The organism is Desulfovibrio desulfopostgatei (assembly GCF_053570645.1).
The window spans coordinates 1,198,377-1,224,666 of sequence record NZ_JBRBQS010000002.1 but is presented as its reverse complement, the minus strand read 5'-3'; the positions used below and the strand labels follow the sequence as shown (position 1 = coordinate 1,224,666).

22 protein-coding genes are annotated in these 26,290 nt (G+C 57.4%); 8 read left to right on the top strand and 14 right to left on the bottom strand.

The annotated features are described in order from the left end of the window. Positions 1-228: 228 nt before the first annotated feature. The 10 genes from ACUZ9Q_RS05460 to ACUZ9Q_RS05415 all read right to left on the bottom strand — a co-directional run bounded on the left by ACUZ9Q_RS05460 (position 229) and on the right by ACUZ9Q_RS05415 (position 8,880). Positions 229-1,317: an ABC transporter substrate-binding protein gene (locus ACUZ9Q_RS05460; protein ID WP_192111468.1), complete on the bottom strand. Its 1,089-nt coding sequence runs from the start codon at positions 1,315-1,317 to the stop codon at positions 229-231. Positions 1,318-1,519: 202 nt separating this feature from the next. Continuing rightward, on the bottom strand, positions 1,520-2,287 hold the full coding sequence (locus tag ACUZ9Q_RS05455) for an ABC transporter ATP-binding protein (protein ID WP_371740799.1): 768 nt from the start codon (positions 2,285-2,287) through the stop codon (positions 1,520-1,522). Between the two features lie 18 nt (positions 2,288-2,305). After that, on the bottom strand, positions 2,306-3,178 hold the full coding sequence (locus ACUZ9Q_RS05450; RefSeq protein WP_192111467.1) for an ABC transporter permease: 873 nt from the start codon (positions 3,176-3,178) through the stop codon (positions 2,306-2,308). 4 nt (positions 3,179-3,182) lie between these two features. Then, complete coding sequence (locus ACUZ9Q_RS05445) at positions 3,183-3,995, bottom strand: ABC transporter permease (RefSeq protein WP_227117568.1); 813 nt, start codon at positions 3,993-3,995, stop codon at positions 3,183-3,185. A gap of 16 nt (positions 3,996-4,011) precedes the next feature. After that, a complete protein-coding gene (locus ACUZ9Q_RS05440) occupies positions 4,012-4,713 on the bottom strand; it encodes an ABC transporter ATP-binding protein (RefSeq protein ID WP_022658549.1) in 702 nt (233 codons plus the stop codon). Positions 4,714-5,271: 558 nt separating this feature from the next. Next, complete coding sequence (locus ACUZ9Q_RS05435; protein ID WP_215647696.1) at positions 5,272-5,529, bottom strand: hypothetical protein; 258 nt, start codon at positions 5,527-5,529, stop codon at positions 5,272-5,274. Continuing rightward, a complete protein-coding gene (locus ACUZ9Q_RS05430; protein WP_449247462.1) occupies positions 5,526-6,590 on the bottom strand; it encodes a DMT family transporter in 1,065 nt (354 codons plus the stop codon). The genes ACUZ9Q_RS05435 and ACUZ9Q_RS05430 overlap by 4 nt, the downstream gene beginning before the upstream one ends. Positions 6,591-6,599: 9 nt before the next feature. Then, entirely contained in the window at positions 6,600-7,001 is a 402-nt protein-coding gene (gene gcvH, locus ACUZ9Q_RS05425) for a glycine cleavage system protein GcvH (protein WP_022658546.1), read from the bottom strand. Between the two features lie 4 nt (positions 7,002-7,005). Continuing rightward, complete coding sequence (lpdA, locus tag ACUZ9Q_RS05420; protein ID WP_449247461.1) at positions 7,006-8,433, bottom strand: dihydrolipoyl dehydrogenase; 1,428 nt, start codon at positions 8,431-8,433, stop codon at positions 7,006-7,008. Between the two features lie 9 nt (positions 8,434-8,442). Further along, positions 8,443-8,880 carry an OsmC family protein gene (locus ACUZ9Q_RS05415; protein ID WP_022658544.1) on the bottom strand — a complete coding sequence of 146 codons (438 nt, stop codon included), beginning with the start codon at positions 8,878-8,880 and terminating at the stop codon, positions 8,443-8,445. 205 nt (positions 8,881-9,085) lie between these two features. Between ACUZ9Q_RS05415 and ACUZ9Q_RS05410 the strand changes: the two genes are divergently transcribed. Continuing rightward, positions 9,086-10,504 carry a sigma-54 interaction domain-containing protein gene (locus ACUZ9Q_RS05410; RefSeq protein ID WP_192111462.1) on the top strand — a complete coding sequence of 473 codons (1,419 nt, stop codon included), beginning with the start codon at positions 9,086-9,088 and terminating at the stop codon, positions 10,502-10,504. A 53-nt stretch (positions 10,505-10,557) separates the two neighbouring features. On the opposite strand, the gene ACUZ9Q_RS05405 is transcribed toward ACUZ9Q_RS05410, so the two are convergent. From ACUZ9Q_RS05405 to ACUZ9Q_RS05395, 3 genes are all read right to left on the bottom strand, one after another. Beyond that, complete coding sequence (locus tag ACUZ9Q_RS05405) at positions 10,558-11,538, bottom strand: hypothetical protein (RefSeq protein WP_233482732.1); 981 nt, start codon at positions 11,536-11,538, stop codon at positions 10,558-10,560. Between the two features lie 608 nt (positions 11,539-12,146). Next, on the bottom strand, positions 12,147-12,695 hold the full coding sequence (locus tag ACUZ9Q_RS05400; protein ID WP_298992658.1) for a hypothetical protein: 549 nt from the start codon (positions 12,693-12,695) through the stop codon (positions 12,147-12,149). 90 nt (positions 12,696-12,785) lie between these two features. Then, a complete protein-coding gene (locus ACUZ9Q_RS05395) occupies positions 12,786-14,672 on the bottom strand; it encodes an alkaline phosphatase family protein (protein WP_192111459.1) in 1,887 nt (628 codons plus the stop codon). Positions 14,673-15,330: 658 nt separating this feature from the next. Between ACUZ9Q_RS05395 and ACUZ9Q_RS05390 the strand changes: the two genes are divergently transcribed. Next, on the top strand, positions 15,331-16,905 hold the full coding sequence (locus ACUZ9Q_RS05390) for an outer membrane homotrimeric porin (protein WP_192111458.1): 1,575 nt from the start codon (positions 15,331-15,333) through the stop codon (positions 16,903-16,905). A gap of 183 nt (positions 16,906-17,088) precedes the next feature. On the opposite strand, the gene ACUZ9Q_RS05385 is transcribed toward ACUZ9Q_RS05390, so the two are convergent. Further along, positions 17,089-17,937 (bottom strand): MerR family transcriptional regulator, encoded by an 849-nt coding sequence (locus ACUZ9Q_RS05385; protein WP_215647783.1) that lies wholly within the window; start codon positions 17,935-17,937, stop codon positions 17,089-17,091. Between the two features lie 494 nt (positions 17,938-18,431). Between ACUZ9Q_RS05385 and ACUZ9Q_RS05380 the strand changes: the two genes are divergently transcribed. From ACUZ9Q_RS05380 to ACUZ9Q_RS05355, 6 genes are read left to right on the top strand one after another with little or no spacing between them, the layout of a single operon-like run. Continuing rightward, positions 18,432-19,028: a BMC domain-containing protein gene (locus ACUZ9Q_RS05380; protein WP_192111456.1), complete on the top strand. Its 597-nt coding sequence runs from the start codon at positions 18,432-18,434 to the stop codon at positions 19,026-19,028. A 20-nt stretch (positions 19,029-19,048) separates the two neighbouring features. Continuing rightward, on the top strand, positions 19,049-20,500 hold the full coding sequence (locus ACUZ9Q_RS05375) for an aldehyde dehydrogenase family protein (protein ID WP_449247459.1): 1,452 nt from the start codon (positions 19,049-19,051) through the stop codon (positions 20,498-20,500). A 58-nt stretch (positions 20,501-20,558) separates the two neighbouring features. Further along, positions 20,559-23,117, top strand: coding sequence for a choline trimethylamine-lyase (gene cutC / locus ACUZ9Q_RS05370; protein WP_449247458.1), 2,559 nt, complete (start codon positions 20,559-20,561; stop codon positions 23,115-23,117). A 57-nt stretch (positions 23,118-23,174) separates the two neighbouring features. Beyond that, positions 23,175-24,107, top strand: a complete 933-nt coding sequence (cutD, locus tag ACUZ9Q_RS05365; protein ID WP_215647779.1) for a choline TMA-lyase-activating enzyme — start codon at positions 23,175-23,177, stop codon at positions 24,105-24,107. Between the two features lie 57 nt (positions 24,108-24,164). After that, positions 24,165-24,704 carry a BMC domain-containing protein gene (locus tag ACUZ9Q_RS05360; protein ID WP_192111452.1) on the top strand — a complete coding sequence of 180 codons (540 nt, stop codon included), beginning with the start codon at positions 24,165-24,167 and terminating at the stop codon, positions 24,702-24,704. 3 nt (positions 24,705-24,707) lie between these two features. Beyond that, the gene (locus tag ACUZ9Q_RS05355) at positions 24,708-26,219 is read left to right on the top strand and encodes an acetaldehyde dehydrogenase (acetylating) (RefSeq protein ID WP_449247457.1); all 1,512 of its coding nucleotides are present in this window, start codon (positions 24,708-24,710) and stop codon (positions 26,217-26,219) included. Positions 26,220-26,290: the final 71 nt, after the last annotated feature.

Genomic DNA, 26,290 nt, shown 5'->3' with positions numbered 1-26,290 from the left:
AATATTCCCGCAAAAACAATCCCAGCAGCAACCCTTCACGAGTTTTGCCGGGGGCAAAGTCTCCCCCGCCCTGCCCCCGCGCACGGCCTTTCACTCTCATCCGCTGTCATCTCCTGTCATCCCCTGCCCAGCCATAAAAAGTAAGGGGCCTGTTCTTGCCCGGCAATAGGCAAAGAACAGGCCCTGTACTGCCGGATTTACATCCGGCGCGTGTCCGTGGGGGAGGAGCTACTTCCAGCTGGGAATGGGCAGCTGAACCTGCTTGAGGAACTTGTCGGTATTGATCTGGGCGTCCTTGAACTTCTTGATTTCAGCAGGCGAGAAGCGCTTGATGCTGCCAAAGAAGTCGGCCACAGAGTTCTGCCACTTGTCGGCCTGCGATTCGCCCTTGGATCTGTCGAGCAGAGCCATGGTTTCTTCATAAGACCAGCGGGGGTGAATCTGGATGTCGAGCTTGGCTTCTTCGTCAGTCATGCGAATGCCGGCGAATTCGTTCATGTACTGGCGGTATTCCTTGATGATGCGGGGACTGGGGCCTTCTTCGCGCAGCATGTTGGAACCGCGCAGGTACACGCGCAGGAACTTGGCAACCAGTTCGGGATTTTCATCGCACCATTTTTTGTCGCCCACGAGCGAAGACACGGTGATGCAGTCCATGTCGGTCATGGAGCCTGCGCGCTGCCACTTGCGGGAATCAGCCACAAAGGTAAAGGGCGCCCACAGGCACACTGCGTCGCCAATGCCCTTTTCAAAAGCAGGCACGGCAGAGGGCTGTTCCATGTTCACCAGGGTCACGTCGGCTTCGGTAAGGCCAAGGATGCTCAGCCACTTGCCGATCATGTAGTGAACGGTGGTCTGGGAGGTGTACAGGATCTTCATGCCCTTGACGGTTTCAGGGCTGCCGTACACGTTGGGATACTTGGGGTTGTAGCCCTTGACCTTGGCGGCGGGGCTGTCGGGGCGCAGGTAAAGCACGTGCACTTCGCCTTCACTGATGATGGGGGCCACGGAGTAAATATTGTAACGGATGCCGCCGATCAGCTGACCGCCAACGCCCGTGGAACCGAGCACCCATTCCTTGGCGGGCAGGGCTTCCATCTGGGCAGGGCCGCTGTTGAACAGCAACATCTTGATGTCCAGGCCTTCTTCCTTGTCCCAACCCATTTTCTTGGCGTACCAGATGTTGAAGCCCGGGGATTCGTCCATCCAGCAGGTGGAAATTTCAACGGGCTTGTCGGCTGCCAGAGTGGCGACGGGGCCGCCGCAGATGACAGCGCCCATGCACAGCAGAAGCGCGACCAGAAGCAGTTTTCTCATGCATGACTCCTAATTGGTTAGTGGACAGATCCGCTTTTACGAAAACCTTTCAACTGCTTGAACCTTCAAACAAACCACTTGAGCAACCTCGGCAAGTGCATACAGGTTTGCCGAGAAATCTATGCTGCCGCATCCGCGGCAAGGGCCGTACCGCTGGCAGGCGCACCCAGGTGCGGCGCGGCCCTTGCTGCTGTGCGCAGTGCTAGAGCGTAAGTTTCTGTTCTTCCGTAATCCTGGCCCGCAGTTCGAGGAACGCGGGATCCATGGTGTCGCGCGGGCGCGGTAGCGGCACGTCATACGAGGTGTGCACATGCCCCGGCAGCTTGTCTTCCATGGTGACGATGCGGTCGGCGAGGAACAGGGCTTCATCAATGTTGTTGGTCACAAAAATCATGGTGCGCTTGTCCATGTGCCAGATACGCTCGGTTTCCTGCTCCATGAAAAAGCGGGTCTGGGCGTCAAGCTGGCCAAAGGGTTCATCAAGCAGCAGCACCTCGGGGTTGAGAGCATAGGCGCGGGCAATACCCACACGCTGCTTCATGCCGCCCGATAGCTGGTGAGGATAGTAATCCTCAAAGCCTTGCAGACCCACCATGCCAAGATAGTGGTTGGATATCTCACGGATCTTCGCAGGTTCAAGCCCGCGCACCTCAAGGCCGATTTCCACGTTCTGGCGCACAGTCTTCCACGGAAAGAGCTTGTAGCTCTGAAACACCAGGCCGATCTGCGGGCCGGGGGCCACAATCTGCTTGCCGTCCAGATAGGCTGCGCCGGATGACGGCGTTTCAAGCCCGGCGAGAATGCGCAGCAAGGTTGTCTTGCCGCACTGCCCCGGCCCGAGGATGACCAGAAACTCCTGGTCGCGCACCTCAAGGGAGATGTTTTCCAGAACCGGAACCACCTGGGTTCCCTTCTGGATGAAGGTTTTGCTTATATTGTCACAGACAATTTTTGGCTGCGTGTCTTTCACGTTCAGCTCCTTGGCTCTCTAAAGATTCTCGATTTCACGCTGCCAGGGGCACAGCTTGCGGGTCAGCAGATCCATCCCCAGGGTGAACACCAGCGAAACAGCGGTGATAATGAGCATGCCGCCGATAATCATGCCGGGGTCGGACAGCTTCATACCCTGCACAATGATGTAGCCAAGGCCGGAACGGGAATTCACAAGCTCCGCCGCCACAACGCATGTCCAGGCGCTGGACATGGCGATCTGCAAACCAGCCGTAATGGCGGGCAGTGCGCCGGGAATGCACACAAGGCGGATTTCATCCCAGCGCTTGCCGCCGATAATGCGCACCACATCGAAAAATTCTGGTTCGATGAGTTGCAGGCAGCTGTAAGAGTTGAGCACCACCGGCACAAAGGAGCCAATGACGATGATGAAAATCTTGGGCGCTTCACCAATGCCGAACCACAGAATGGCCACAGAAATCCAGGCCAGGGGCGGCATGGGCTTGAACATGTCGAAAATGGGCTTCACAATGGCGCGGAACGTTTCGTTGAAGGCCATGAACAGACCCAACGGGATGCCAAAGCCAGCGGCGATCAAAAAGCCGATGATAACGCGGCGCGTACTGATCCACAGATGTTCGAGCAGGCCGAGGCCGGAAAGCTTGTTGACGCTCAGGTCGTGCAGGCTTTCCACCACCTGAAAGGGCGTGGCCAGCGCGCTGCTGTACCCGAACACGTTGGACGTGGCAGCCCACTGCCACAGGCCGAAAAAGCTCACCAGCGAAACGATGTACAGAAAGTATTCGCTCTTGAGGGCACGTATCAGCGAAAACTCGTACTTTTTCGTGTTCTTGATGGTTTCATTGCAGACGCTCTGGGTCTGCCCGTTGGACGCCGAGGAAGACTGCATGGCGCTATCTCCTGATGCCGGCCAGCAGCCGGGATTCGATCTTGTCAATGATGAAACCGATGATTGCGCCGGCAATACCCACGCTCACCATGCCCACCATCACAAGGTCGGTACGGCCAAGCATGCGGCCAATGGTGATGAGGTAGCCAAGGCCCTTGTCCGCGGCCAGCAGTTCAGCGGCAACCAGAGTCACCCAGCAGTAGGCCAGGGCGATCTGCAAGGCGCCAAACACCATGGGCAGCGCGGAAGGAACGCAGATGGAGGTAAATATCTGCCAGTCGGAAGCGCCATAGGTTCTGGCCATCTGGATATGCACGGGGTTGGTCATGCGCACGCCGGTGTAGGTATTGATGACGCACGGCACGATGCCCGAAAGCCAGATGATAAATACCTTGCCGGGCAGACCGATGCCGAACCAGAAAATGGTCAGCGGAATCCAGGCCACCGGCGGAATGGGCCGGATGATTTCAAATATGGGGCGCACAAGGCCGCGCACCGTGGTGAACCAGCCCATCGCAAGGCCCAGGGGCAGGCCCACAATCAGGGCCAGCACATAGCCCAAAAAGGCTTCCTGCATACTTGTCCAGGCATGCTCCAGCAGCACTGCGCCGTCAGGAGCGGGATTGGTGAGCTTGTCGAACATGAGGCTCAAAATGTCGTAGGGCGAGCTGAGCAGCGTGCTGGGAATGCGCCAGTCGTTGCTGTCAGCCGGGCCAACACACATCTGCCACACGCCAAGAAAAATACAAACGCTCAAAACCGGCAGGATGCGAAGCCGCATGGGCTTGCGGTAGGTTACTTTTTCATTGCATTGCATAAGCTGTCCCTTTTTCCTACCACCAGCGGATGAGGTCTGTGACCTGGCGGCGAAGTTCGACAAAACGCGGATCCCTGAAATCCCTCGGGCGCGGCAGGTCAACAACCACTTCCGCCCTCACCTTGGTGGGCTTGGGGCTCAGCACCAGGATGCGGTCAGCCACATACACGGCTTCTTCAATGTTGTGCGTAACAAAAAGCACGGTGCTCTTGAGGGTCTGCCACAGCTTCACAAGCTCGTCTTCAAGATAGAAGCGCAGCTTCACGTCAAGCTGGCCGTAGGGTTCATCCATAAGCAGCAGATCGGGGTTCACGGCAAAGGCGCGCGCCACGGCGATACGCTGCATCATGCTGGCCGAAACCTGGTTGGGATACAGCTTGGCCGTATCTTCCAGACCCACCATCTCCAGGATCATATCAAGGCGTTCCCTGAGCTGCTTGGGCGGAACCTTTTTTATGCGCATGCCATAGGCCACGTTTTCTTCCACGGTAAGCCACGGCAGAGCCGTTGGTTCCTGAAACACAAAGGCCAGGTTATGCTTGCGCGGATTTGCCACTTCACCATCAATGTAGATGTTGCCGGAGGTGGTTTCCGTGAGTTTGGACATGCAGTTGAGAAAGGTTGTTTTGCCGCATCCCGTAGGCCCGACTATGCAAACCAGCTCTCCGCGCTTGATGGTAAAGTTGACCTTATCCAGAACGGTAAGATCCCCATACATTTTCGTTAAATCCCTGACTGCTATTTTAGCGTCGGAACAGGCACAGTCATCGGTTTGCTGCACGGCTGCACTCCTTGGTGAGAGTTGTTGAATGTCCCGGTCTGCCGTCCGGGTGCGCAAAAGAAGCCAAACGCCCCTGAAAGCTGCCAATGGGCTGCCGGGATGGTCGCGCGTGCTTCGAAATTCTTTGTGAGTCATTTTGCATAATATATACCATTTTTCACAACTCCTGCAAAAAACCGCTTATCATCAGCTATTACAGGATATTTTTTACTCTGTATCCCCATGTTGCGGCACTGGTTGCGACACGAACGCGCATTTTGCGACACTTGTGACGCACCAGCCACTGACGCGCACATTTGGGGCTTGCGCGGGCCGCTGTACCTGTTTTTTCCAGGCCACGCTAGGGAATAAAAGAACAACCCCTGCCGGGATGCCCTCGACTCCCCATCTCTCGGTGCAAGGGAGGCGACAATTACGTCGCACTTTCCTCAGCAGGGGATGGTTTGATCTTTCCGGTTTTGATCGGGCCTGCCGTTTTGCGCGGTCGGCCCTAGGCTAGAGATTGCGCAGCACCCGCTGCCTGCCGTCCGGGGTGATTCCGTACGCAACGCCCTGATCGGATTCGTTGCAAACGGTCACAATACCCACGCCCTTGAGGGCTTGCAGCTGGGCCTCAATATTCGCCGCATTGATCTGCCTTTCGCCCGCATATTCTGGTTTCAGGGCGGCGCACACATCACAGGCAGTGCGGGGCGCGCCATCCAGCAGCAACCTGCCCACAGCCAGCCGCAAAGGCAGCCGAACGCGCATCACAGCCCCTCCTGCGTTTGACGCAAGGCTGTTCCGCCCTTGCCCTGCATGACAACCAGCACTATGCCCGCCACTATCACCACCGCGCCCGCCACAAGATTACGGGTAACGGTAACGTTGGTGAAAAGTGCGCTGAACAATATGCCCCAGAGGGCATAGGTCACGTTCAGGGCCATGGCCCGGCACACGCCGGTCATGTTCATGGCCGTGTACCAGCAGCGGTATGAAACGCAGCCCACCAGGCCCGCGGTTATGCAAAAGGGCAAACCGGGGCTGGCAAGGGCCTGCGCCAGCAGGTCAGCCGCGTCCAGCCCCGGCTGAGTGCGCCCCAACAGCACAAAGGCCGCAGGCACGATCACCAGCATATACAGCAGGCTGGAAACGATCTGATAGACATTCAGGGCCACAACAGGCTCGATAAAATCCATGCCCGCCGTTACGCACACGCCTTCGGATGCCCAGCCAAAGGCGGCCAGAAAGGCGAACCCCAACCCCAGATAAAAGGCCTGACCGCCCACGCCGCCCTGCGGCGCAGACCAGCCCACGGTAAACGCGCCCGCCACGCAAAGCACAAGGCCGCACATGGCCCTTGCGGAAATGCGCTCTTTCAGAAAAAAGCGCGCCAGCACCGCCGCGATGGCCGGATACAGGGTGGAAATGGGCAAGGCATAGGCTGGCCCTGCCAGCGAAATGCCCATCAGATAGCCGCCCATACCGAGGGGAGCACCCATAAAAGCGCCCATGACGCAGTATCTGCCGGGCTTGCTGCAAAAGGTGCGGAACACCTCCCGCCCCTTGCCCTGGGCCACATTAAGAACAAGAGAAAGACAGGCCGCGCTGATGTCGTGACAGCCCGCGGCAAACAGGGGGGCCAACAGCCAGAATTCAGGTATGCTGAACGGCTCTTTTACCAGCCCCTGCTTCAGAATAGGGCCATCAAGACTGAAAATTACCCCGGTCAGCGCAGCGAGAAAAAGCCCCTTGCGTACATATGCCGCATCCCGCGCAGAGGTGCTGCACGCGCCCCTGTCGCTTTTCGGGCCGTTGCCGGAAGGGCCTTTCACCGTTTGCCCCTAGCCCTTGCGCAAAAGGTTGAGATAGGCGGCGCTGTCGGCCAGCGTTGCGGCCTCGGCGGGGTCGTCCATGCGGATGCGCAGCATCCAGCCTTCGTTGTAAGGTTTGGCATTGACGAGGGTGGGCGTGCTTTCCAGAGTTTCATTCACTTCAAGCACAGACCCGGCAACAGGCATGAACAGGGCGTTGACGGACTTCAGCGATTCAACGGTGCCGAATTCCTGACCGTTTTTGTAGGTTGTACCCACGGCAGGCAGGTCAACAAAGGCGATTTCGCCAAGCTGGTCCTGGGCAAAGTCGCTGATGCCTACGGTGGCGGTTTCGCCTTCCACGCACAGCCACACATGTTCGTCGGTATAGCGCAGATTTTCGGGCAAAGCCAATTGGTCAAGATCTTTCATGATACTACTCCTCTTCCATACGCAGGGCAGCGTCGCCAATGGCTTCTGCCAGCGTGGGATGGGCGTGAATGGTGGTGGCTATGTCGTTGATGGAAGCGCCCATGCGCAAAGCCAGAGTTGTTTCGGCAATAAGGTCGGTGGCGTGCGCGCCAGCCATGTGCGCGCCAAGCAGGGTGCCGTCGCTGGCATCCGCCACCAGCTTGCAGAAGCCGGGCAGTGCGCCCATGGCCTGGGCCTTGCCAAGTTCGCGCACCTGCACAATCGAGGTCTTGACCTCATAGCCTGCATCGCGCGCCTGCTGCTCGCTCATGCCCACGCAGCCAATTTCTGGCGAGGTGAAGATGGCCGAAGGCACAAAGCGGTAATCCATGGGAGCGCCCTTGCCGCCGGTCAGGCAGTCGTTAACGGCGCAAAGAGCCTCGGCGGCAGCCACATGGGCCAGCATGACGCGCGCGGGGCCAAGGGCATCGCCAATGGCGTACACGCCGGGCAGGGATGTGCGCATGTATTCATCAGCGCGTATCCAGCCGCGTTCGTCCGTGGCAACACCGGCTTCCTTGAGGCCCAGCCCGGCGGTCATGGAGGCGCGGCCCACAGAAACAAGCACCATCTCGGCGCTGATGGGGCGTTCGGGCCTCGCTGGCGAGCCGCTCACAAAGGGCGACGGCGCAAGCATGCCGCTGACGCCGTTTTCATCCACGCGCACGTGGGTGAGCGTTTGCCCGAGTTCGCACGCAATACGGCGCTTTTTCATTTCGCGCTGGAGTAGAGTGCTGATGTCTGCATCCACCGAAGGCAGGGGCAATATCCTGTCCTGCCCTTCAACCACTGTGACCGTGGAACCGAACGCCCGATAAATGCAGGCCAGCTCGCAGCCAATGACGCCGCCGCCCACAATGATGATGGAGGCAGGCACGTGGATGAGCTTGAGGGCGTCGTCGCTGGTGAGAATGTGCTTGTGGTCGGCTGTCAGGCCCGGCAGGTTCACAGGATGCGAACCCGTTGCCAGTATGACGTAATCCGCTGACAGGCTGGAGCTTGCGCCGTTGCCGGTCACCTCCACCGCGCCGCCGCCAAGCAAACGCCCCTTGCCGCGCACCAGGGTTACGCCAAGGGCGGCGCAGGTTTTTTCAAGGCCAGAACGCAGGGTGGCGCAAACGCGCTCCTTGCGCTCGTAGACAGCCTGCGGGTCAATGCTCACGCCGCCTTCAATCTTGACGCCGAACTGCACGGCCTGCTGGGCAATCTCCAGAGCTTCCGCAGACGACTTGATGGTCTTGGTGGGAATGCAACCGTTGTTGAGGCAGGTGCCGCCAAGTTCGGCGCACTCCACAAGGGTTACGGCCATTCCGGCCTTGGCGGCCGCAAAAGCCGCCGTGTAACCGCCAGGGCCGCCGCCCACAACGATCATGCTTTTTTTCTGGTCGGACATGCCGGACTCCTAATCCTCGTCGTCGGCGAGCCTGAGGTTGTACTTCACGGGGAAGGCGGCCTCCAGCGAACCCGTGACCAGGCAGCCTTGACGCATGATCTTTTCCACCCGGTCAAAAATAAATTCGTACTCTTCATCCAGATGCACGGTAACATCGATATCAATGCCAGTTACCCTGCCCCGGCCCAGATCATCGGTGCCGGTATGCAGCGTGGCCCTGGCCTCGATTTTGTCGTACTTGGCGTTGCGCGTATCCAGAGCCTTGTCCAAAGCGGCGCAATAGCAGTACAGGGCAGAGGCGGCCAGGAGCTTTTTGGCCGTGCCGGAACGTTCTTCGGGCGGAATCTTTTCGCCGTCTATGGTGAGCACGCCAAACGCGCCGCTCTCCATATCCAGATCCACCTTGCCGCCGCGGCGGCAGAGAGAAACACTGAGTTCATGTGACATTTCAAAGCCTCCAGGCTGAAAAAACGCAAGAGCACCCTGCCCTCGCGCGATTTGGCCTGCCTATTGCACTAATAGTGCCATCAGATTGCCCTTGGCTTCACAACGCCATCAGCGCTTGTGTTTTATGGCACATGCCGCTAGTATCCCGGCCCGGAAGCGACATTTGTGTCGCGACAAACGACATTTTTTGCAAGGTTGCCGCCACATGCTTTCATCGCCCCCAGTTCCCCCAATTAATGTGGAAAAAAGCTATCGCCGCTTGCTCAATCACCTGCCCGGCATGGCCTATCGTTGCCGCGTTCTTAATATAGACGCGCCGGAAAGTGATTATCTTCAATATGAACTGGAGTTTGTAAGCCGTGGCAGCTACGAGCTTCTGGGGGTGCCAGCCGAAGACATGGTGCTTGACCATCACAACACCATTGAACTGATGACCCACCCCGATGACCTCGGCCCCAGCCGCAAAGCCATCCGCGACAGTATTGTCGCCCATGAGCCGTATCAGGTCATGTACCGGCTTTTGCTGCCCTCAGGGCGCGTCAAGTGGCTGTGGGACCAGGGGGAAGGCGTGTACGATGATACGGGCGTTCTGCGGTATCTCGAAGGCCTGATCATGGACGTGAGCGAGCAGAAATTTCAGGAGATGGCCCTGCGCGAAGAAAATCGCGAGCTGCGCACCTCTGTTATCAATCTTTACGGCCTGGGCAACATTGTGGGCAAAAGCGAGCCCATGCGCCGCGTGTACAGCCAGATTCTCAAGGCGGCAGAAACCGATTCCAACGTCATCATTTATGGCGAAACAGGCTGCGGCAAAGATCTTGCCGCCAAGAGCATTCACGAATACAGCGGGCGCAAGGGCCGTTATGTGCCGGTAAACTGCGGCGCGATCCCCGAGCAACTGCTGGAGAGTGAATTTTTCGGGCATGTGAAGGGGGCGTTCTCCGGCGCGCATGCCAATAAAGAAGGCTACATAGGCGCGGCCAACGGCGGCACGCTGTTTCTGGACGAAATAGGCGAACTGCCGCTGCACCTTCAGGTCAAGCTGCTCAGGGCCATTGAAAACAAAATGTACACCCCCGTGGGCGGCAATACGCCCAAGGAATCCTCCTTCCGCCTCATTGCGGCAACCAACCAGGATCTTTCAAAAATGGTGCGCGAAAAAACCATGCGCTCCGATTTTTATTACCGCGTCAACGTGCTTTCCATCACCCTGCCGCCCCTGCGCGAACGCCACGGCGACATTGCCCTGCTGGTGGAGGCGTGGCTTGAAAAACGCGGACTGAACCTTATTCTGCCGCCCCATGTGCGGCTGGCTGTGGAGCAGTACGACTGGCCCGGCAACGTGCGTGAACTGCACAACTTTCTTGACCGGTACCTCGCCTTTGGCGACGAGGCCCTTCTTTCGCTGGGGGATGCCGGACGGGCCGACCTGCTGCTCAACACGCCCCAGGGCATCAGCCTTGAGCAGGCAGTGCTGCAACTTGAAGAACGCATGATCAGGCAGGCGCTTGAAAAGTGCCGCTGGCACAGGGGCAAAGCCGCGGAAGAGCTGGGGCTGAACCTGCGCACCCTGCAACGCAAAATGCGCAGAATGTCCGGGGGGAGTGAAAAACTGCAAGGCTAGAAGACAATTGTCTGCAATACCGGATAGCTATTTTTGCTTATCCCGCATGCCTGTCACGAACGGCGTGCGGGATTTTTTTTATGCGCAGTAACAGGATCAAGACCAAAGCAGCGGCATAATTCATCAGAAACCATGCGGTTTTTATCAAGCAGCATGCAATAGTCGTTGTCCACCCAGGCCTCAATGGCAGCAATACCCTCGCGGTCAATAACGCGCCAGCCTGCACCGCCTTCATTGGGATCATCCCATACGCGCACAAATTTTAAAAACAGGGTCAATATCTTTAATTGTGGGCTGAAATGGACTTTGACACAAGAACAGACTGTCCATAGTGACAGTTCTTTGCGTAACGTCTTGTACAATACAATATTCAATATGATAGGCTTGTTCAATTGCCTGCGTGGATTTTCAAAACCCTTAAAGCTATCAAGCTGTACTCTTAATCCACCTGCAGACAGATTAACTACACGTATCGAAGCACATATACTTTCATCAACATAGCCAAATGTAGCATTATCTATGTCATTCATCGATTTAGGCAACTGGTTGTTGCAAATCCACAGAGAAATTTTTTTGAGCATCAGTGGAGTGAGTCCAACGCGCTCATGCCGTTGCAGATCGCGCTGCACATATTTTGGGGGCATGGCGATCTCAACAATGCACTGCTTTGACTTAGTATCTATATAGTTTGCGACAATCCGTGTTTTAAAAATAAAACCATGCCTGATAGCAGGATATGAAATTCCAAGATACTTTTCTGCAATTGCATGAGGTATTTTTACATACAGGCTACAACGTTCGCCTTTAAGAATATCAGGCAAAAAACGCTTGTTTGATTTAAGCAATATTTTTTGTGGAGAAATATACAGAACATCACAGGCAACGTTTTCAAGCTGGCGTTGTCTGTCTACAAAAAAAAGCCGCAACAACAAATAGTGCCTTTGTGCGGCCACAAATATTTTACCGGGCTGAACGGATCGAAACCGGAGCGATGCCCTCCAGAAAAAGTCAACAATTGTTTCGAGAAACTTCATGTATCCCCCCAATTGTCAAACCTAAATGTACAATCGCACACTACCCCTCATTAAAACTTGGTAAACATTCACGGTATATTCAGCCTAACGTGGATTTGCACGCCAACATCAATAGCACTAGTACTTTTATGCTTATTATTTACATCTACACTTTTAATGACAAATGCTGACTATTATCAAAACAAAACAGACATGCTGTCAAAAGCACTACTGATTACTTAACTTGAACAATTCCAAATTTATCAGAGAATAACAAGTACACAGACAACATTACAGCACTTAACAAAAATAGTTATGCCACAACAGGCAGTTATAAAAACATAAAGATGCTAACTATTGCCACATATATCATAACCATTTTTAAATAAATACAGAAAAAATCCATAATTAGCTATTATCGAAAGCTTTTTCATCAGCCAGACCGTGCCAGACAGGTTTAACCTGCTCGCATGCAGATAAAACAACAGCCTGCGGTGACTGAACATGAAGCTCAATCCCCGCAGGCGCTTGGAGGAAGGTATGGGTCGGAACCGCAGCCCGGCTGCGGTTCCAGATAACCGCGCAAGCCATGCCCCCACACGGCAGGCGCGGTCACAGCGGCAAGGAAATTAAGCGCAGTCGTGCTTGTCCCAGGGTTCGCGGTTATCGCGCTGGATAACCGATTCCATGCGCACCAGGGCTTCTTTAAGCTTTCTGATTTCATCAAGCTTGAGGTTGGGATTTTTCATTGCCTGATAAATGATGCCGCCGGTGCACTGGGCGCTGACGGGCAGATCCGCAATGGTGGCAATGGTAACGGCTATGTCCTGCGCGTTAACGGCGCGGGCAACGGCACCGGCCTTGCTGTCAACAGCCAGCCCATAGAAGGCCACGCCGTCAGCGGCGGCAACCACCACCAGGGTGCGGCGGTCGGCGGCTTCCAGAGCGGCGGCCAAAGCGGCCTCGTCACCCTGCACCACCAGCAGCGCGTCTTCCGCGCCTTCAAGGGCGGCAGCTTCAACTTTTTTGCCGCCAAGTTCCAGGGCCAGAGCTTCAAGACCAGCGCTGTCGGCATTGGCCAGCAGGACGGCTTTTTTCTTCAGCTTGTCCAGCGCTTCGGATGCGCCGCTGAGCGCAACGGAAGGCAGCATCAGGAGAATCGCTTTCTTTTCAGCCATGATCTTATCCTTGTCGTCCGCCCCGCCAACGCGGGGCTTTGTGTTTTATCGTGCCGGGGCAAAAGCCGTGCCCTTGCCCCGCATGATGAATTAATCAACCAGATTGGGGTTTTCCATGATCTGGTAAATGGGCGCGCCTTCGGCGTCGGCGGGCACAGGATTGCCCGTGATGTAGCAGAAGGTGGGCACAATGTCGGCCAGCCAGCGCGGGCGGGTATAACGGTAGCCCTTGCGGATGTTGGGGCCGCGGAACATGAGCAGGTTCTTGAGGCTGCCGCAGCCGGATTCGCCGGTGGGCAGGCCATAACCGTGTTCAGCCATGTATTCGGGTTTGAGCACGTACACCACATCGCCAGCCTGCGCGCCGCCCATGCCAAACACATGCGCGTCTTCCTTGCGCACGGCCAGCAGCACGGGGCGGTCGCCCGTGTCGGGATGCTTGTAGTCCAGCAGGGCGTTGATGATACGGTCGCGCACGTTTTCGTAGTCTTCCTGCTCAACAATACCGCCGGGGTAACGGCCCTTCAGGTTCACGTACACAAACATGTAGCGCTGCGGCACGGCAAGCGACTTGCTCACATCAAGCACGTAGTTGAAGCCTTCGGTTTCCTCGTAGATATCCCAGTAGTTCTCGGACTTCTTGGGTTCGTAAGAACACAGGCCCGCTTCCTTGAGGGCGTGGGCCGTGTTGAGGATGGGGCCAAGGGGTGTTGCGCCGTGGTCGGAGCACACGCACATGACGGTTTCGTCGCCCATGATGTCCATGAGACGGCCAAGCAGACGGTCTTCCACTTCATAGATGTAGCGTTCCATCTTTTCGGCCTTGGTGCGAACAGCCTCGTCCGCGCTGTCCAGCTCGCTGAGCCAGCCGTGATAGAACCAGTCAATGGGGTGGGAATGCATGTAAAAGAGATCCCAGTCCGCATTGGCCTTGATGAGGGATTCAATGGTGTTCCAGAGCCATGCGCTGTGAAAGTCCACCAGTTCGCACACGGTGTCGGTATCAATAATGCCGTGCAGATAGGCGACCAGACCAATATCGTTGGCCGTGATGTGCTTGGTGAAGTCAATCTGCGCGGCGGCTTCGGCCGGGGCAATAAAGCCGCAACGGCCAGCAATGCCGGAGATGTACAGCTTGAATTCTTCCGCATCGTCAGAAAGCTGCATGAGCTTGGCGCGGAACACGCCCTTTTCGGTGCGGCCATCGGCCTTCACGACAAAGTCGTGCTGGGCGGGTTCGCTCCACTGGCCAAGCTGGATGGTAAAGAAGGCCTTGGCGTAGTCCTTTTCAGGGCAAAGGGCCATGCGGTCATAGCCTTCATCGCCGCTCTGCCACACAAGGCAGTGCCAGGTCTGGTCTTCGAGGGGTTCAATGGCTTCCTTGAAGTGCATACGCACGTTCATTTCAAGGGGTTCTTCGCCTTCCGGCAGGTTGGCCCAGCCTTCGGCATCATCAAAGGTGCCCTGGGAACCCATGGGATAGAAATCTGTGGAGATAACGCTTTCAGAGCACAAAAATTCCTTGTGCTCATTGCCGTGCAGGGGCCAGCGCGTTTCGGCGGGGCTGAGGCCCTCGCCCATGATCATCACGCCGTGCTGCATCTTGGACGGCCAGGACATGGGATAGTTGACTACGAGGCACTTCTTGCCAGCCTTGTCCCACGCGTCCCAGATGGTCTCTGCGGTGAGGATGCTGGAACCGAAAGCCTGCGAGGTTTCCTTGTAATCAAGGCTGCGGCCTTCATGATAGTAATAGTAGTCTTCCACGCCGTGGGTGCGGGGCCATGCGCCCGTGCAGATAGTGGCCCAGGACGGCGGAGTGACCGTAGGCAGATTGAAACCTTCGGGAATGTAGCTGCCCTCCTGCATGAACTTTCTGAAGTTATCGAGCCCCCCCTGAGCGAGCATTACTTCAAGCCTTTTAGGAATAAGGCAGTCGTAACCTATAAGGGCGGCGCGCTTTGCTTTTGCAGCCATGATTAAAACTCCTTCGTAGTACCGACGGGCACTGTTGTGATATTAACGCGCCCCTCCTTTCAATTTGCATGCCAAATGATTCACAACGTCCCCTGCCCTTTTGCCATGCCCGCCAGACCTCACTTTTTTCCAATCCGTTCTTTGCGGAACATGCAGCGCCGCCCAAATTAGCGACAAATGTGTCGTGTTTTTCAATCAAAATTGTTATCATACTAAATTTATTTAATTTTTATGAAAAATTTTTTTGTCGCAACATACGACAACTCTGCCGCATATTTACCCCATCCACACGCAATCCAGCAAAAAAGTAAATTATTTCAACATGGTGAAATTTGGCACACAGGATGCAAACATGCAACAAACCTGTTCCCGACCAAACACACCGTGAGGCGTCCTTGGCTGCACCCATGCCTGTTGCTGCTTTCCGCAGCTCCCTCTTTGCACAAAAGCACCTGTACGGCATTGCGCCCTGCGGCGGCCTCTTTGCGCAAAGCGCCGCGCCATCCCCTTGCATCCTTTACATCCCCTGCACCAGACCAGCCGGGCCCGGCCTCGCCCGGCAGGATCGGATACGCTTCCCTTGAGTGCGGACAACTTCGCCCGCGCTCTCTTTGGATCAGGCTGTAGCAAATGGATAACGTTTAACTTGGGAGGTACTATGTCTTTGAAACGGAAAACCATTCTTTCCGCAGCAGCTCTTGCGCTTACATTGGGGTTGGCGTTTGGGCAGTCTGCCGAAGCGGTGGATTTCAAGGCACGGGGCATCTGGTCGATGGGCTTTGGCGTGGGCGATTCCAGCCTGACCAAGGACGTGACGACCAATGGGGCAAAACAGAAGGCCAACAACTCTGACCAGTTTGTTTCGCGTCAGCGCGTTCTGCTCTTCCTTGATGCCGTTGCCTCAGAAAACCTGATGGGCAGCGTGCAGTTCAAGCTTGGCCCGCAGGACTGGGGCAGATCCGGTCAGGGTTCCTCCCTTGGTGCGGACGGCACCCTGGTGCGCGTGACCCAGGCCAACATGCAGTGGTCGGTTCCGCAGACCGATCTCAAGTTCAAGATGGGCTTGCAGTATCTGGCCCTGCCCAACGCCGCTGGCGGCTCTGCGGTGTTTGACACCCAGGCTGCCGCTGTGGTTGGCAACTATGCCTTTAACAAAAACGTGGGCCTCACCGCCCTGTGGATGCGCCCCTTCAACGACAACTATCAGGGCGGCACCTACAACAACGTGATCAGCAACGACAAGGCCAGTTATCTTGATAACATGGACCTGTTTGCCCTGAGCATGCCCCTGACCTTTGACGGCATCAGCATCACCCCCTGGGTCATGCCCGGCATGATGGGCCGCAACACTGGCAAGTTTGGCGCTTTCACCAACTATGGGCTCAATGATGGCTCCCCCGCCACCACCCTCTACCCCTATCTGAACAAGATCGGCGCGGGCCACGGCCTCAACGTGACCGGCGTGACCAATGCCTCCAAGGAATACGGCACCGTGTTCTGGGCTGGCCTGCCTGTTAAGGTTACGGCTCTGGAACCCTGGAACATTGAATTCGACACCAACTACGGCTTTGTCGAACAGATGGGCAGCTTCAACGTGATGCGCCGCAACAACGCCAATGATGTGGTCCACGGCAGCACCCAGCGTCAGGGCTGGCTGGCCAAGGCCCTTGTGGAATACAAGCTCGACTGGGGCGTGCCCGGCGTGTTCGGCTGGTACGCTTCCGGCGACGACGGCAACGTCAAGAACGGTTCCGAGCGCCTGCCTTCCGTGTGTGCTTACGGCAACTTCACGTCCTTCATGGGCGATGGCAACCTCGGCTGGAGCCCCAACGTCAACTTCATGGACAAGTCCCTGTCCTACGCTGGCACCTGGGGCTTTGGCGCGCAGATCCGCGACGTCAGCTTCCTCGACAGGCTCACCCACACCTTCCGCGTGGCATACTGGGGCGGCACCAACAGCCCCTCCATGGTCAAGTACATGGACCATGCCAATGCGTGGGATTCCACCTCCAACATGTTTGACGGCCCTTACATGACCACCAACGATGGCCTGCTGGAATTCAACGTGATTTCTTCCTACAAGATTTACGACAATCTTGAGATGAACGTTGAACTGGGCTACGTGGCCAATTACATGGACAGCAGCACCTGGAACAAGAGCTACCAGAACTTCGGCTCCTACTCCAAGCAGGACGCCTGGAAGGGTCAGGTGGTCTTCCAGTACAAGTTCTAAAGATCCGGCGGTTCCTTCCTCCGGTACAGGCCTGCTGCCGACCACGCATACTGGTCGGCGGCAGGCCCATTTTTATGCCCTGCGCTGTGAATATAGCGCAAAAAGGCCGTTGCCCGGACTCCCGGGCAACGGCCTTCACTTTTGCCGGGCTGTGCCAAACAGCGCCCGGCGGCATGCTTCCGCCTAAACGAATGTGTCGTTGGGGCGGCGCACCCGCACGAGAACCTCGGTCACAAAAAGCGCTTCATTGTTGGTTGTCCAGTAATCGGTGACATACCGTTCAAACGCATCCGGTGCATGCACATAGCTATTAGATGCACACCAGCGTTGCAGCTTGCGGTAGGTGTCGCTGATGGTTTCGTAAGGGCCTATGTGATAGCAGCTTGCCATGAGCACGCCCCCAAGCGTCTGCATCAGCTCAGGCTTGCATGGGCGCATGGGGCGCTGCAAAACCTGTATGGGCTGCTCCACCTTTTTCAGCCTGTCTTCTACCGAAGAAAAATGGACAATGACCGGCCCGGCAATGTTGTTATCCAGTGATTCAACATAATTGGTAAAGCCCATATTGATGATGGTGGACTTGATGTCCAGAGAGAACACCTCGTCATGGAACAGCAGATTCTGCGGCGGAACATATTTAACCGAGACCTGCCGCAGATCGTTATCCAGCACCATTTCCGCCTCGTGCAGCAGCTCAAGCCAGTCATGGATGGAGGCCGAGCGCAAACGCAGCACGTCTTCCTCCTGCCGCAGGTCTTCCATCTTGGTAGTAAACATCTCGCGCAGAGCCCTCAGTGAGGCGTTGCTGTCCGCATCAAAGGCCGCGCGGATTTCTTCAAGCCGGAATCCCATCTGCTTGTAATATTTGAGAGGCGGCACTGAGAGCACATCTTCATGCGTGTAATAGCGGTAGTTGTTAGCCCCGCGCAGGCGAGGCGTGATGAGGCCCAGCTTGTCGTAAAAACGCAGGGCCTTTTTTGAAATATTCGAAGTCTCGCTCATTTCGCTTATGGTGTAGCGCTGAGAATTCATGAAGCTCTCCTGAATGTGCGGTGTCCGGCTTGGGGCGTACCCTCCTTGATAGTGCAAAAGTCGTTCCGGCCTCTTCCTCTCATGCCCCCATCCTCAATGCGCTCATGCGATCTGAACCTGCTACCTGCGCCCGCTTCTTCAAATCCGGCCCAAGGTTCCAGTTTTAGGGAAGGTCGCCGCCTTTTGCTGCAAAAAGCAGACATTCTTGCGACAGGCCCGTAATTAAACGCAAAAATGCCACTGATCCCGCTGTGCGCTCCACTGTCGCCATGCGCTCGCATACCCGCGCAGCAGGCGGAAAAATCAAAAAACAGCCAGGTAAGAGGCCAAAACCCGCATTCCGCAAGGGCTGCAACAAATTTCACACACAAGACGAAAAAAATCGGGATATGGCTTGACTTTTCCCTATAGGGGAACGGCTAGAAAGGAACTAGGAGATTTGCTCCGCCCGGCTATGCCCGGACACGAACACGGGTCCCCATGAGGTGAGTTGTATGCAGTATACAGGTGAAGAAGCCCTTGGCCTGATTGAAACTCTTGGCATGGTTCCGTCCATTTACGGCGCGGACAGCATGCTCAAAGCCGCGGATGTTGATCTTGTCGGCTATGAAAACGTTGGCTCCACGCTCGTTACCATTATGGTTCGGGGCGATGTGGCCGCAGTTAAGGCCTCTGTTGACGCTGGCGCCGCTGCTGCCGCCTCTGTGGGCAAGCTTACGGCCACCAACGTCATGCCCCGCCCTGCGCGCGGTATGAGCGGCATTGTCCGTGCGCATACGCTGGACGAAGTGGCAGAAGACGACCCCGGTCTGCGCGCCCTGGGCATGATTGAAACCTTCGGCATCGTCTTTCTTATGGAAGGCGCGGACGCCATGATCAAGGCCGCCGATGTGGAACTGATCGGCTACGAAAACGTGGCCTCCGGTTACTGCTCCGCCCTTGTGCAGGGTGATGTGGCCGCTGTGCAGGCCGCCGTGGCCGCTGGCATCAAGGCCGTGAACAATATGGGCGCTACCGTTTACAGCTCCGCTGTGATCCCCACGCCCCACCGTCGTCTTGTCAGGCTTGTAAGGCGCTACGCCCTGAGCTGACCGGGTTCATCGGAGGAAACATGATCGGCGACAAGGATCTTATTTCCATCCAGCAGGCTCGCATCCTTGCTGAAAACGCGGCTGACGCTCAGACGCGGCTTTCCGCCATGCCTCAGGAATCACTGGACACGGTGGTGGAAGCCATGGCTGAAGCCGCCGCCGCTGAGGCCCAGTCGCTTGCCGTCATGAGCCACGAAGAAACCGGATGCGGCGTGTGGCAGGACAAAATGGCCAAAAACCTTTTTGCCTGCCGCCGCGTCATCCAGAGCGTGCGGGGCATGCGCTGCGTGGGCAGGCTGCCCCAGAGCGCCGATGCCGCGCCAAACGTGTTTGAAGTGGGTGTGCCCGTGGGCGTTATAGCCGCCCTCAGCCCCTGCACCAACCCGGTTTCCACCACCATCTGCAATGTGCTTGCAGCGGTTAAGGCGGGCAATTCCATTGTGGTTTGCCCCCACCAGCACGCCGTGGAATGCACCAGCCGCGTGGTGGCGTCCATGTCTGCCGCCGGTCAGGCCCACGGCCTGCCCGAAGGTTCTGTGACCTGCCTGACCATGGTCGCCGACAGCGGCATTGAAGAACTCATGCGCCACCGTCTTGTGGCTCTGGTTCTGGTAACCGGCAGGGACAGCATGCTTGAAGCGGCGCGCCACAGCGGCAAGCCCTTCATCTACGGCGGCATGGGCAACGGCCCGGCCTTTATTGAAGCCACTGCCGACATTTGCAAAGCCGTGGACGACATCCTTGCCAGCAAAAGTTTTGACAACGGGCTGGCCCCCTCTGCCGAGCAGTGCGTCATTGTGGACGGCAAGATCGAGCCGCAGGCGCGCCGGGCATTTGAGGCGGGCGGAGCCTGTTTTATCAACGAGGCGCAGGCCCAGGCCCTGAGCGAAACCATGTTTCACCCCAATGGCCGCCGCAACCGCGCCATGCTGGGGCAATCGGCAACAGTGCTGGCCGAAAAAGCGGGCATTGCCGTGCCGCAGGGTACGCGCGTGCTGCTGGTTGAACGCCGCTACGTGGACCCCGCCGACCCCTTTATCAGGGAACTGCTGGCCCCTGTGCTTGCCTATTATGTTGAACCGGACTGGCGGCATGCCTGCGAAAAATGCCTCGAACTTCTGCTGCGCGAGGGTCACGCCCAAACCATGACCATCCACAGCCAGGATGAAGAGATCATCCAGCAGTTCGCGCTCAAAAAGCCCGTGGCCCGCATGCTGGTCAACACGCCTGCCGCTTTTGGCGGCATGGGCCTTACCACCGACCTTTTCCCTTCCATGACGCAGGGCAGCGGTCTGGCCGGGCACGGATTCAGCTCCGACAACATTTCACCAATGAATCTCATTTATCGGCGCAAGGTAGGTTACGGCGTTCGCGGATTCTCGTTCAGGGAACAGCAGAGCGACCAGGCCGACCCCGTTTCAGACGCACTGCGGCGCGTTTTGCGCAAGGCTCTCAATGAATTGAACAGGTGATGCGGAACAAGCCCCGGCAGCAGCCGGAGCCGCCATCGCAAACCATGGAGGAATCAACGTGGATCTTCATGATTTTACTCAAAAGATAGCAGAAGTCACCAAAAGCCTGACGCCCGAAGAGCGCGAAACGCTGCGCAAGATATTTGCCACGTCTTCCGGCTCGGCTGTCACCCTCACGCCCACTGCCCCCGCGCAGCATTCCGGCCCCAAGGCTGGCGTGTCTGACGGCGTCAACGTGCCTGACGGCCCTACCGAGCGCCATCTCAAGCTCAAGACCAACTATCTTTTGCAGATGCCGCGCATCACCATTCACCGTGCGCGCGCCATTACCAAGATTGACAGCGAAAACCCCGGCATGCCGCGCATTCTGCTGCGCGCCAAGGCTTTCCGCTACTGCTGCGAAACCGCGCCCCTGGTCATTCAGGATAATGAACTCATCGTGGGCGCACCCAACGGCGCACCGCGCGCTGGCGCGTTTTCGCCCGATATTTCCTGGCGCTGGCTGCGCGACGAGCTGGACACCATCGGCTCCCGCCCGCAGGACCCCTTCTATCTTGCTGAAGAAGACAAGAAAGTTCTGCGCGAAGAAATCTTCCCCTACTGGGAAGGCAAGTCCGTGGATGAATACTGCGAGGCCCAGTACCGCGAAGCCGGTCTGTGGGAACTTTCGGGCGAATCCTACGTGTCCGACTGCTCGTACCACGCCCTCAACGGCGGCGGCGACTCCAACCCCGGCTATGACGTCATCCTGATGAAAAAAGGCATGCTGGACATTCAGCATGAAGCGCAGGAACACCTGACGCACCTGGATTACGCCAATCCCGAAGATATCGACAAAATCTACTTCTACAAGTCGGTTATCGAAACGACCGAAGGCGTCATGTGCTATGCAAAGCGCATGTCGGAATACGCCGCCCAGCTTGCGGAAAAAGAACACGATCCCAAGCGCAAGGCCGAACTGCTCAAGATTTCCGAGATCAACGCCCGCGTTCCCGCCCACGCTCCCACCACCTTCTGGGAGGCCATTCAGGCTGTGTGGACCGTGGAATCACTGCTGGTGGTTGAAGAAAACCAGACCGGCATGTCCATTGGCCGCGTTGACCAGTACATGTACCCCCTCTACAAGGCCGACATCGAAGCGGGTCGCATGACCCCCTGCGAGGCATTTGATCTCGCTGGCTGCATGCTGATCAAGATGTCTGAAATGATGTGGCTCACCAGCGAGGGCAGCTCCAAGTTCTTTGCTGGCTACCAGCCCTTCGTAAACATGTGCGTGGGCGGCGTTACCCGCGAAGGACGCGACGCCACCAACGAGCTGACCTACCTGCTCATGGACGCCGTGCGCCACGTGCGTATTTACCAGCCCTCGCTGGCAACCCGCGTGCACAATTCTTCGCCGCAGGAATACCTCAAGAAAATCGTGGCCGTCATCCGTTCCGGCATGGGCTTCCCCGCCGTGCACTTTGACGACACCCACATCAAAATGATGCTGGCCAAGGGCGTGAGCATTGAAGACGCCCGCGACTACTGCCTCATGGGCTGCGTGGAACCGCAGAAATCTGGCCGCCTCTACCAGTGGACCTCCACTGCATACACACAGTGGCCCATCTGCATCGAACTGGTGCTCAACCACGGCGTGCCGCTGTGGTATGGCAAACAAGTCTGCCCCGACTCCGGCGACCTGAGCCAGTTTGACACCTACGAAAAATTCGAGGCCGCGGTGAAGGAGCAGATTCGCTACATCACCAAGTGGTCCAGCGTCGCCACGGTCATTTCCCAGCGCGTGCACCGCGACTTTGCGCCCAAGCCGCTCATGTCCATCATGTACGAAGGCTGCATGGAACACGGCTGCGACGTGGCCTCCGGCGGCGCCATGTACAACTTCGGCCCCGGCGTGGTCTGGAGCGGTCTTGCCACCTATGTGGACTCCATGGCCGCCATCAAGAAGCTTGTGTACGAAGACAAGAAGTACACGCTCGAATACCTGAACGAAGCCCTCAAGGCCGACTTCAAGGGCTACGATGCCGTGCTGGCAGACTGCCTTGCCGCGCCCAAGTACGGCAACGACGACGACTACGCCGACAACATCGCCGCCGACCTTGTGTCGTTCACCGAGCAGGAGCACCGCAAGTACCGCACGCTCTACTCCATTCTGAGCCACGGCACCCTGTCCATCTCCAACAACACGCCCTTCGGCCAGTTGCTTGGCGCATCCGCCAACGGCCGCAGCGCATGGCAGCCCCTTTCCGACGGCATCAGCCCCACCCAGGGCGCGGACGTCAAAGGCCCCACCGCCATCATCAAGAGCGTGTCCAAGATGTCCAACGACAACATGAACATCGGCATGGTGCACAACTTCAAGCTCATGTCCGGTCTGCTGGATACCCCCGAAGGCGAACAGGGCGTCATCACCCTCATCCGCACGGCCAGCATCCTGGGTAACGGCGAAATGCAGTTCAACTACCTGGATAACCAGACCCTGCTTGATGCGCAGAAGAACCCCAAGGACTTCCGCGATCTGGTTGTGCGCGTGGCTGGCTACAGCGCCTTCTTCATCGAGCTGTGCAAGGACGTCCAGGACGAAATCATCAGCAGAACCGTGCTGCGCCACTTCTAGGCCGCCCGGTACTTACGGCAACACAAGCGTAACGGCATACGGCAGGGGAAAAGCACCGTGATCGAAAGAAAAGCCATCGTTTTCAACATACAGAAATACAATATGTATGACGGTCCGGGCATACGCACCATCGTTTTCTTCAAGGGCTGCGCCCTTCGCTGCAAATGGTGCTCAAACCCCGAAAGCCAGCGTCGGCGCTGCGATGTGCTGTACAAAAAAGACCTTTGCATCTCCTGCGGCGCGTGCGTGCCCGTCTGCCCCTCAGGCATTCACGCGCTCGCAGGGGCGCAAGGCCAGCATACCGTCAACAGGGAGCTTGACTGCATCGCCTGCGGGCGCTGCGTCAAGGCCTGCCCTCAGGGGGCGCTGGCCATCGCGGGCGAATGCAAGGGTATTTCTGAACTGCTGGAAGTGGTGGAACAGGACTGGCCTTTTTACCAGAGCTCCGGCGGGGGAGTTACCGTTGGCGGCGGCGAGCCCATGCTCCAGCCGGAAGCCGTGGCAAACCTGCTCCTGGCCTGTAAGCACAAAGGCATCAACACCGCCATGGAAACGTGCGGCTATGCCCGCCCCGAAGTGGTGCGCCAGCTTGCCGAAGTGGTTGATCTCTTCCTCTTCGACATCAAGCACATGAATCCGGAAAAGCACTACGCCCTCACGGGCGTGCGCAACGAGACCATACTGGCGAACCTGAGCTGGCTGCTTGAAAACGGCAGCAACGTGCGCATCCGCATGCCCCTGCTGAAGGGATACAACGACGATGCGGAAGAACTGCACGCAGTAGGAAAATTTCTGTATAATTACAAAGGTATGAAAAACCTGAAGGGTGTTGATCTGCTCCCCTACCACAAAATGGGCGTCGGCAAGTACGCCCAGCTCGACATGGAATATCCCATCAAGGACAACCCTGTGCTTGATGACCGGGATATGGCGACCATGGAGAGCATTTTGCGTGGCTACGACCTCGATGTGAAGACCATCAGGCATTAACGCAGACAATTACGGACAAACCCGCGCCGCGCCCGTGCGCAGTGAAGGAGAAAAAGCATGCTGGCATTAGGACTTGTGGAAACGAGGGGCTTGATAGGAGCCATTGAGGCTGCCGACGCCATGCTCAAGGCGGCAGACGTGCGCCTGCTCGAAAAGTCCCTTGCTTCCGGCGGGCTTGTGACCATCACCATTGCGGGCGAAGTGGCTGCCGTGCAGTCCTCCGTGGACGCAGCAGCGGCCTCCATTGCGCGCATTGAAGGCGCGGAGTGCGTTTCGCGGCATGTCATCCCCCGCCCCGATGCGGAGCTTGAACATATTTTGCTGTTGCAACCGCGCAGCATTGAGATTGAGGCGGCGGCCCCGGCAGAGGCCGCACAGGAAGGCCAGACAAGCATGACTGACCCCGCCGACAAGGCGAAGCCCGCCACGCAGGCCGCGCCCCCGAGCAAGGAAAAGCTCGCGGGCATGAGCATAAACAAACTTCGGCAGTTGGCCAGAGACCTTCAGGTTCCGCTCACGCGCGGGCAGATTGTCTCCTCCGACAAGAAAACGCTGATAGACGCCATTTGCCGGGCGGCTCTGAAGGAAAAGGAGTAAAAAATGGTCGATAAGGATTTGCTCTCCATTCAGGAGGTGCGCGCACTGGTTCGCGCTGCGCGCAAGGCGCAGCCGGAATTCGCACAGATGAGCCAGGAGCGTGTGGACGCCGTGATCAAGGCCGTTTCCGAAGCCACCGCTGCCCAGGCTGAAACGCTGGGCGCAATGGCTGCGGAAGAAACCGGCTTTGGCAAACCGCAGGACAAAAAGACCAAGAACCTGCTTGCCAGCGAAAAGGTCTATGCCTGCATTCGCGACATGAAGACCGTGGGCGTTCTTTCCACCAACAACCAGACCAAGGTTGTGGAAGTGGCTGTGCCCGTGGGTGTGATTGCGGGTATTGTGCCCTCCACCAACCCCACGTCCACCACCATCTACAAGTCGCTCATCTCGCTCAAGTCGGGCAACGCCATTGTGTTTACGCCGCACCCCAGCGCCCGCAAGTGCATTGCCAAGACGGTGGAAATCATTCAGGGCGCGCTGCGCAGCTGCAACGTGTCGCCCGATCTGGTGAGCTGCATTACCATTCCCACCATTGAAGGCACCAACGAACTGATGAAGATCTGCGATCTCATCCTTGCCACGGGCGGCCCCGGCATGGTCAAGGCCGCGTACAGCTCCGGCACGCCTGCCCTGGGCGTGGGCGCTGGCAATACGCCCGCCTTCATCGAGCGCACCGCCGATATCGAAAGCGCCGTGACCAAGATCATGAGCAGCAAAACTTTCGACAACGGCACTATCTGCGCCTCCGAGCAGTCCATCGTCACCGAATCCTGCATCGCCGCAAAGGTGCGCGCCACGCTGGAAGCCCAGGGAGCCTACTTCCTCCAGGGCGAAAAGCTGGAAAAGGTCAAGAACGTCATGGAACGCGGCAATGGCAGCATGAACCCCGCCATTGTGGGACGCGACGCACAGACTATTGCCCGCATCGCCGGCATCGACGTGCCCCAGGGTACACGCCTGCTCGTTTCGGACGAAAAGGGCGTTGGCCCCAAGTATCCTTTCTCCAAGGAAAAGCTCACGGCCCTGCTCGGCTTTTACGTGGTGGAAGACTGGCATGAAGCCTGCGAACTGTGCACCGCTCTGCTGCACAACTGCGGCGCTGGCCACACCCTTGCCATCCACTCCAACAACGAAGAAATCATCCGCGAATTCGGCCTCAAAAAGCCTGTTTCGCGCATCATGGTCAACACGCCCGCCACGCAGGGCGCGGTGGGCCTCAGCACCGGGCTGTTCCCCTCGTTCACCCTGGGCTGCGGGGCCGTTGGCGGCAGCGCCACTTCCGACAACGTCACGCCCATGAACCTGATCAACATTCGCCGTGTGGCCTATGACCTCAACTCCCAGTGCTGCTGCTCCGGCAACGGGCACGGCGCGGCCAGCCATGCTGCCCCTGCCGCCTCCTGCTGCTCCGGCAGCGGTCATGGCACGTCTGCCCCGGCTGCCAGCGCTGGCAACATTGATATCAACGCCGTCACCGAACTGATTGTGGCCGAGCTGAAGAAGGTTCTTTAGCAGCAGCTACACCGGGCTGGCCAAGCCTGCCCAATGTAACCGTAACAGCCCGTTATTGCGGAATGCCCCCA

Coding starts and splice junctions, on each gene's coding strand:
- ACUZ9Q_RS05410 (WP_192111462.1), top strand. CDS start 9,086: ATGCTTTCATCGCCCCCAGTTCCCCCAATTAATGTGGAAAAAAGCTAT.
- ACUZ9Q_RS05390 (WP_192111458.1), top strand. CDS start 15,331: ATGTCTTTGAAACGGAAAACCATTCTTTCCGCAGCAGCTCTTGCGCTT.
- ACUZ9Q_RS05375 (WP_449247459.1), top strand. CDS start 19,049: ATGATCGGCGACAAGGATCTTATTTCCATCCAGCAGGCTCGCATCCTT.
- gcvH (WP_022658546.1), bottom strand. CDS start 7,001: ATGAAAGATCTTGACCAATTGGCTTTGCCCGAAAATCTGCGCTATACC.
- ACUZ9Q_RS05395 (WP_192111459.1), bottom strand. CDS start 14,672: ATGGCTGCAAAAGCAAAGCGCGCCGCCCTTATAGGTTACGACTGCCTT.
- ACUZ9Q_RS05360 (WP_192111452.1), top strand. CDS start 24,165: ATGCTGGCATTAGGACTTGTGGAAACGAGGGGCTTGATAGGAGCCATT.
- ACUZ9Q_RS05440 (WP_022658549.1), bottom strand. CDS start 4,713: ATGTATGGGGATCTTACCGTTCTGGATAAGGTCAACTTTACCATCAAG.
- ACUZ9Q_RS05380 (WP_192111456.1), top strand. CDS start 18,432: ATGCAGTATACAGGTGAAGAAGCCCTTGGCCTGATTGAAACTCTTGGC.
- ACUZ9Q_RS05400 (WP_298992658.1), bottom strand. CDS start 12,695: ATGGCTGAAAAGAAAGCGATTCTCCTGATGCTGCCTTCCGTTGCGCTC.
- ACUZ9Q_RS05445 (WP_227117568.1), bottom strand. CDS start 3,995: ATGCAATGCAATGAAAAAGTAACCTACCGCAAGCCCATGCGGCTTCGC.
- ACUZ9Q_RS05460 (WP_192111468.1), bottom strand. CDS start 1,317: ATGAGAAAACTGCTTCTGGTCGCGCTTCTGCTGTGCATGGGCGCTGTC.
- ACUZ9Q_RS05355 (WP_449247457.1), top strand. CDS start 24,708: ATGGTCGATAAGGATTTGCTCTCCATTCAGGAGGTGCGCGCACTGGTT.
- ACUZ9Q_RS05450 (WP_192111467.1), bottom strand. CDS start 3,178: ATGCAGTCTTCCTCGGCGTCCAACGGGCAGACCCAGAGCGTCTGCAAT.
- lpdA (WP_449247461.1), bottom strand. CDS start 8,433: ATGTCCGACCAGAAAAAAAGCATGATCGTTGTGGGCGGCGGCCCTGGC.
- ACUZ9Q_RS05405 (WP_233482732.1), bottom strand. CDS start 11,538: ATGAAGTTTCTCGAAACAATTGTTGACTTTTTCTGGAGGGCATCGCTC.
- ACUZ9Q_RS05415 (WP_022658544.1), bottom strand. CDS start 8,880: ATGTCACATGAACTCAGTGTTTCTCTCTGCCGCCGCGGCGGCAAGGTG.
- ACUZ9Q_RS05385 (WP_215647783.1), bottom strand. CDS start 17,937: ATGAATTCTCAGCGCTACACCATAAGCGAAATGAGCGAGACTTCGAAT.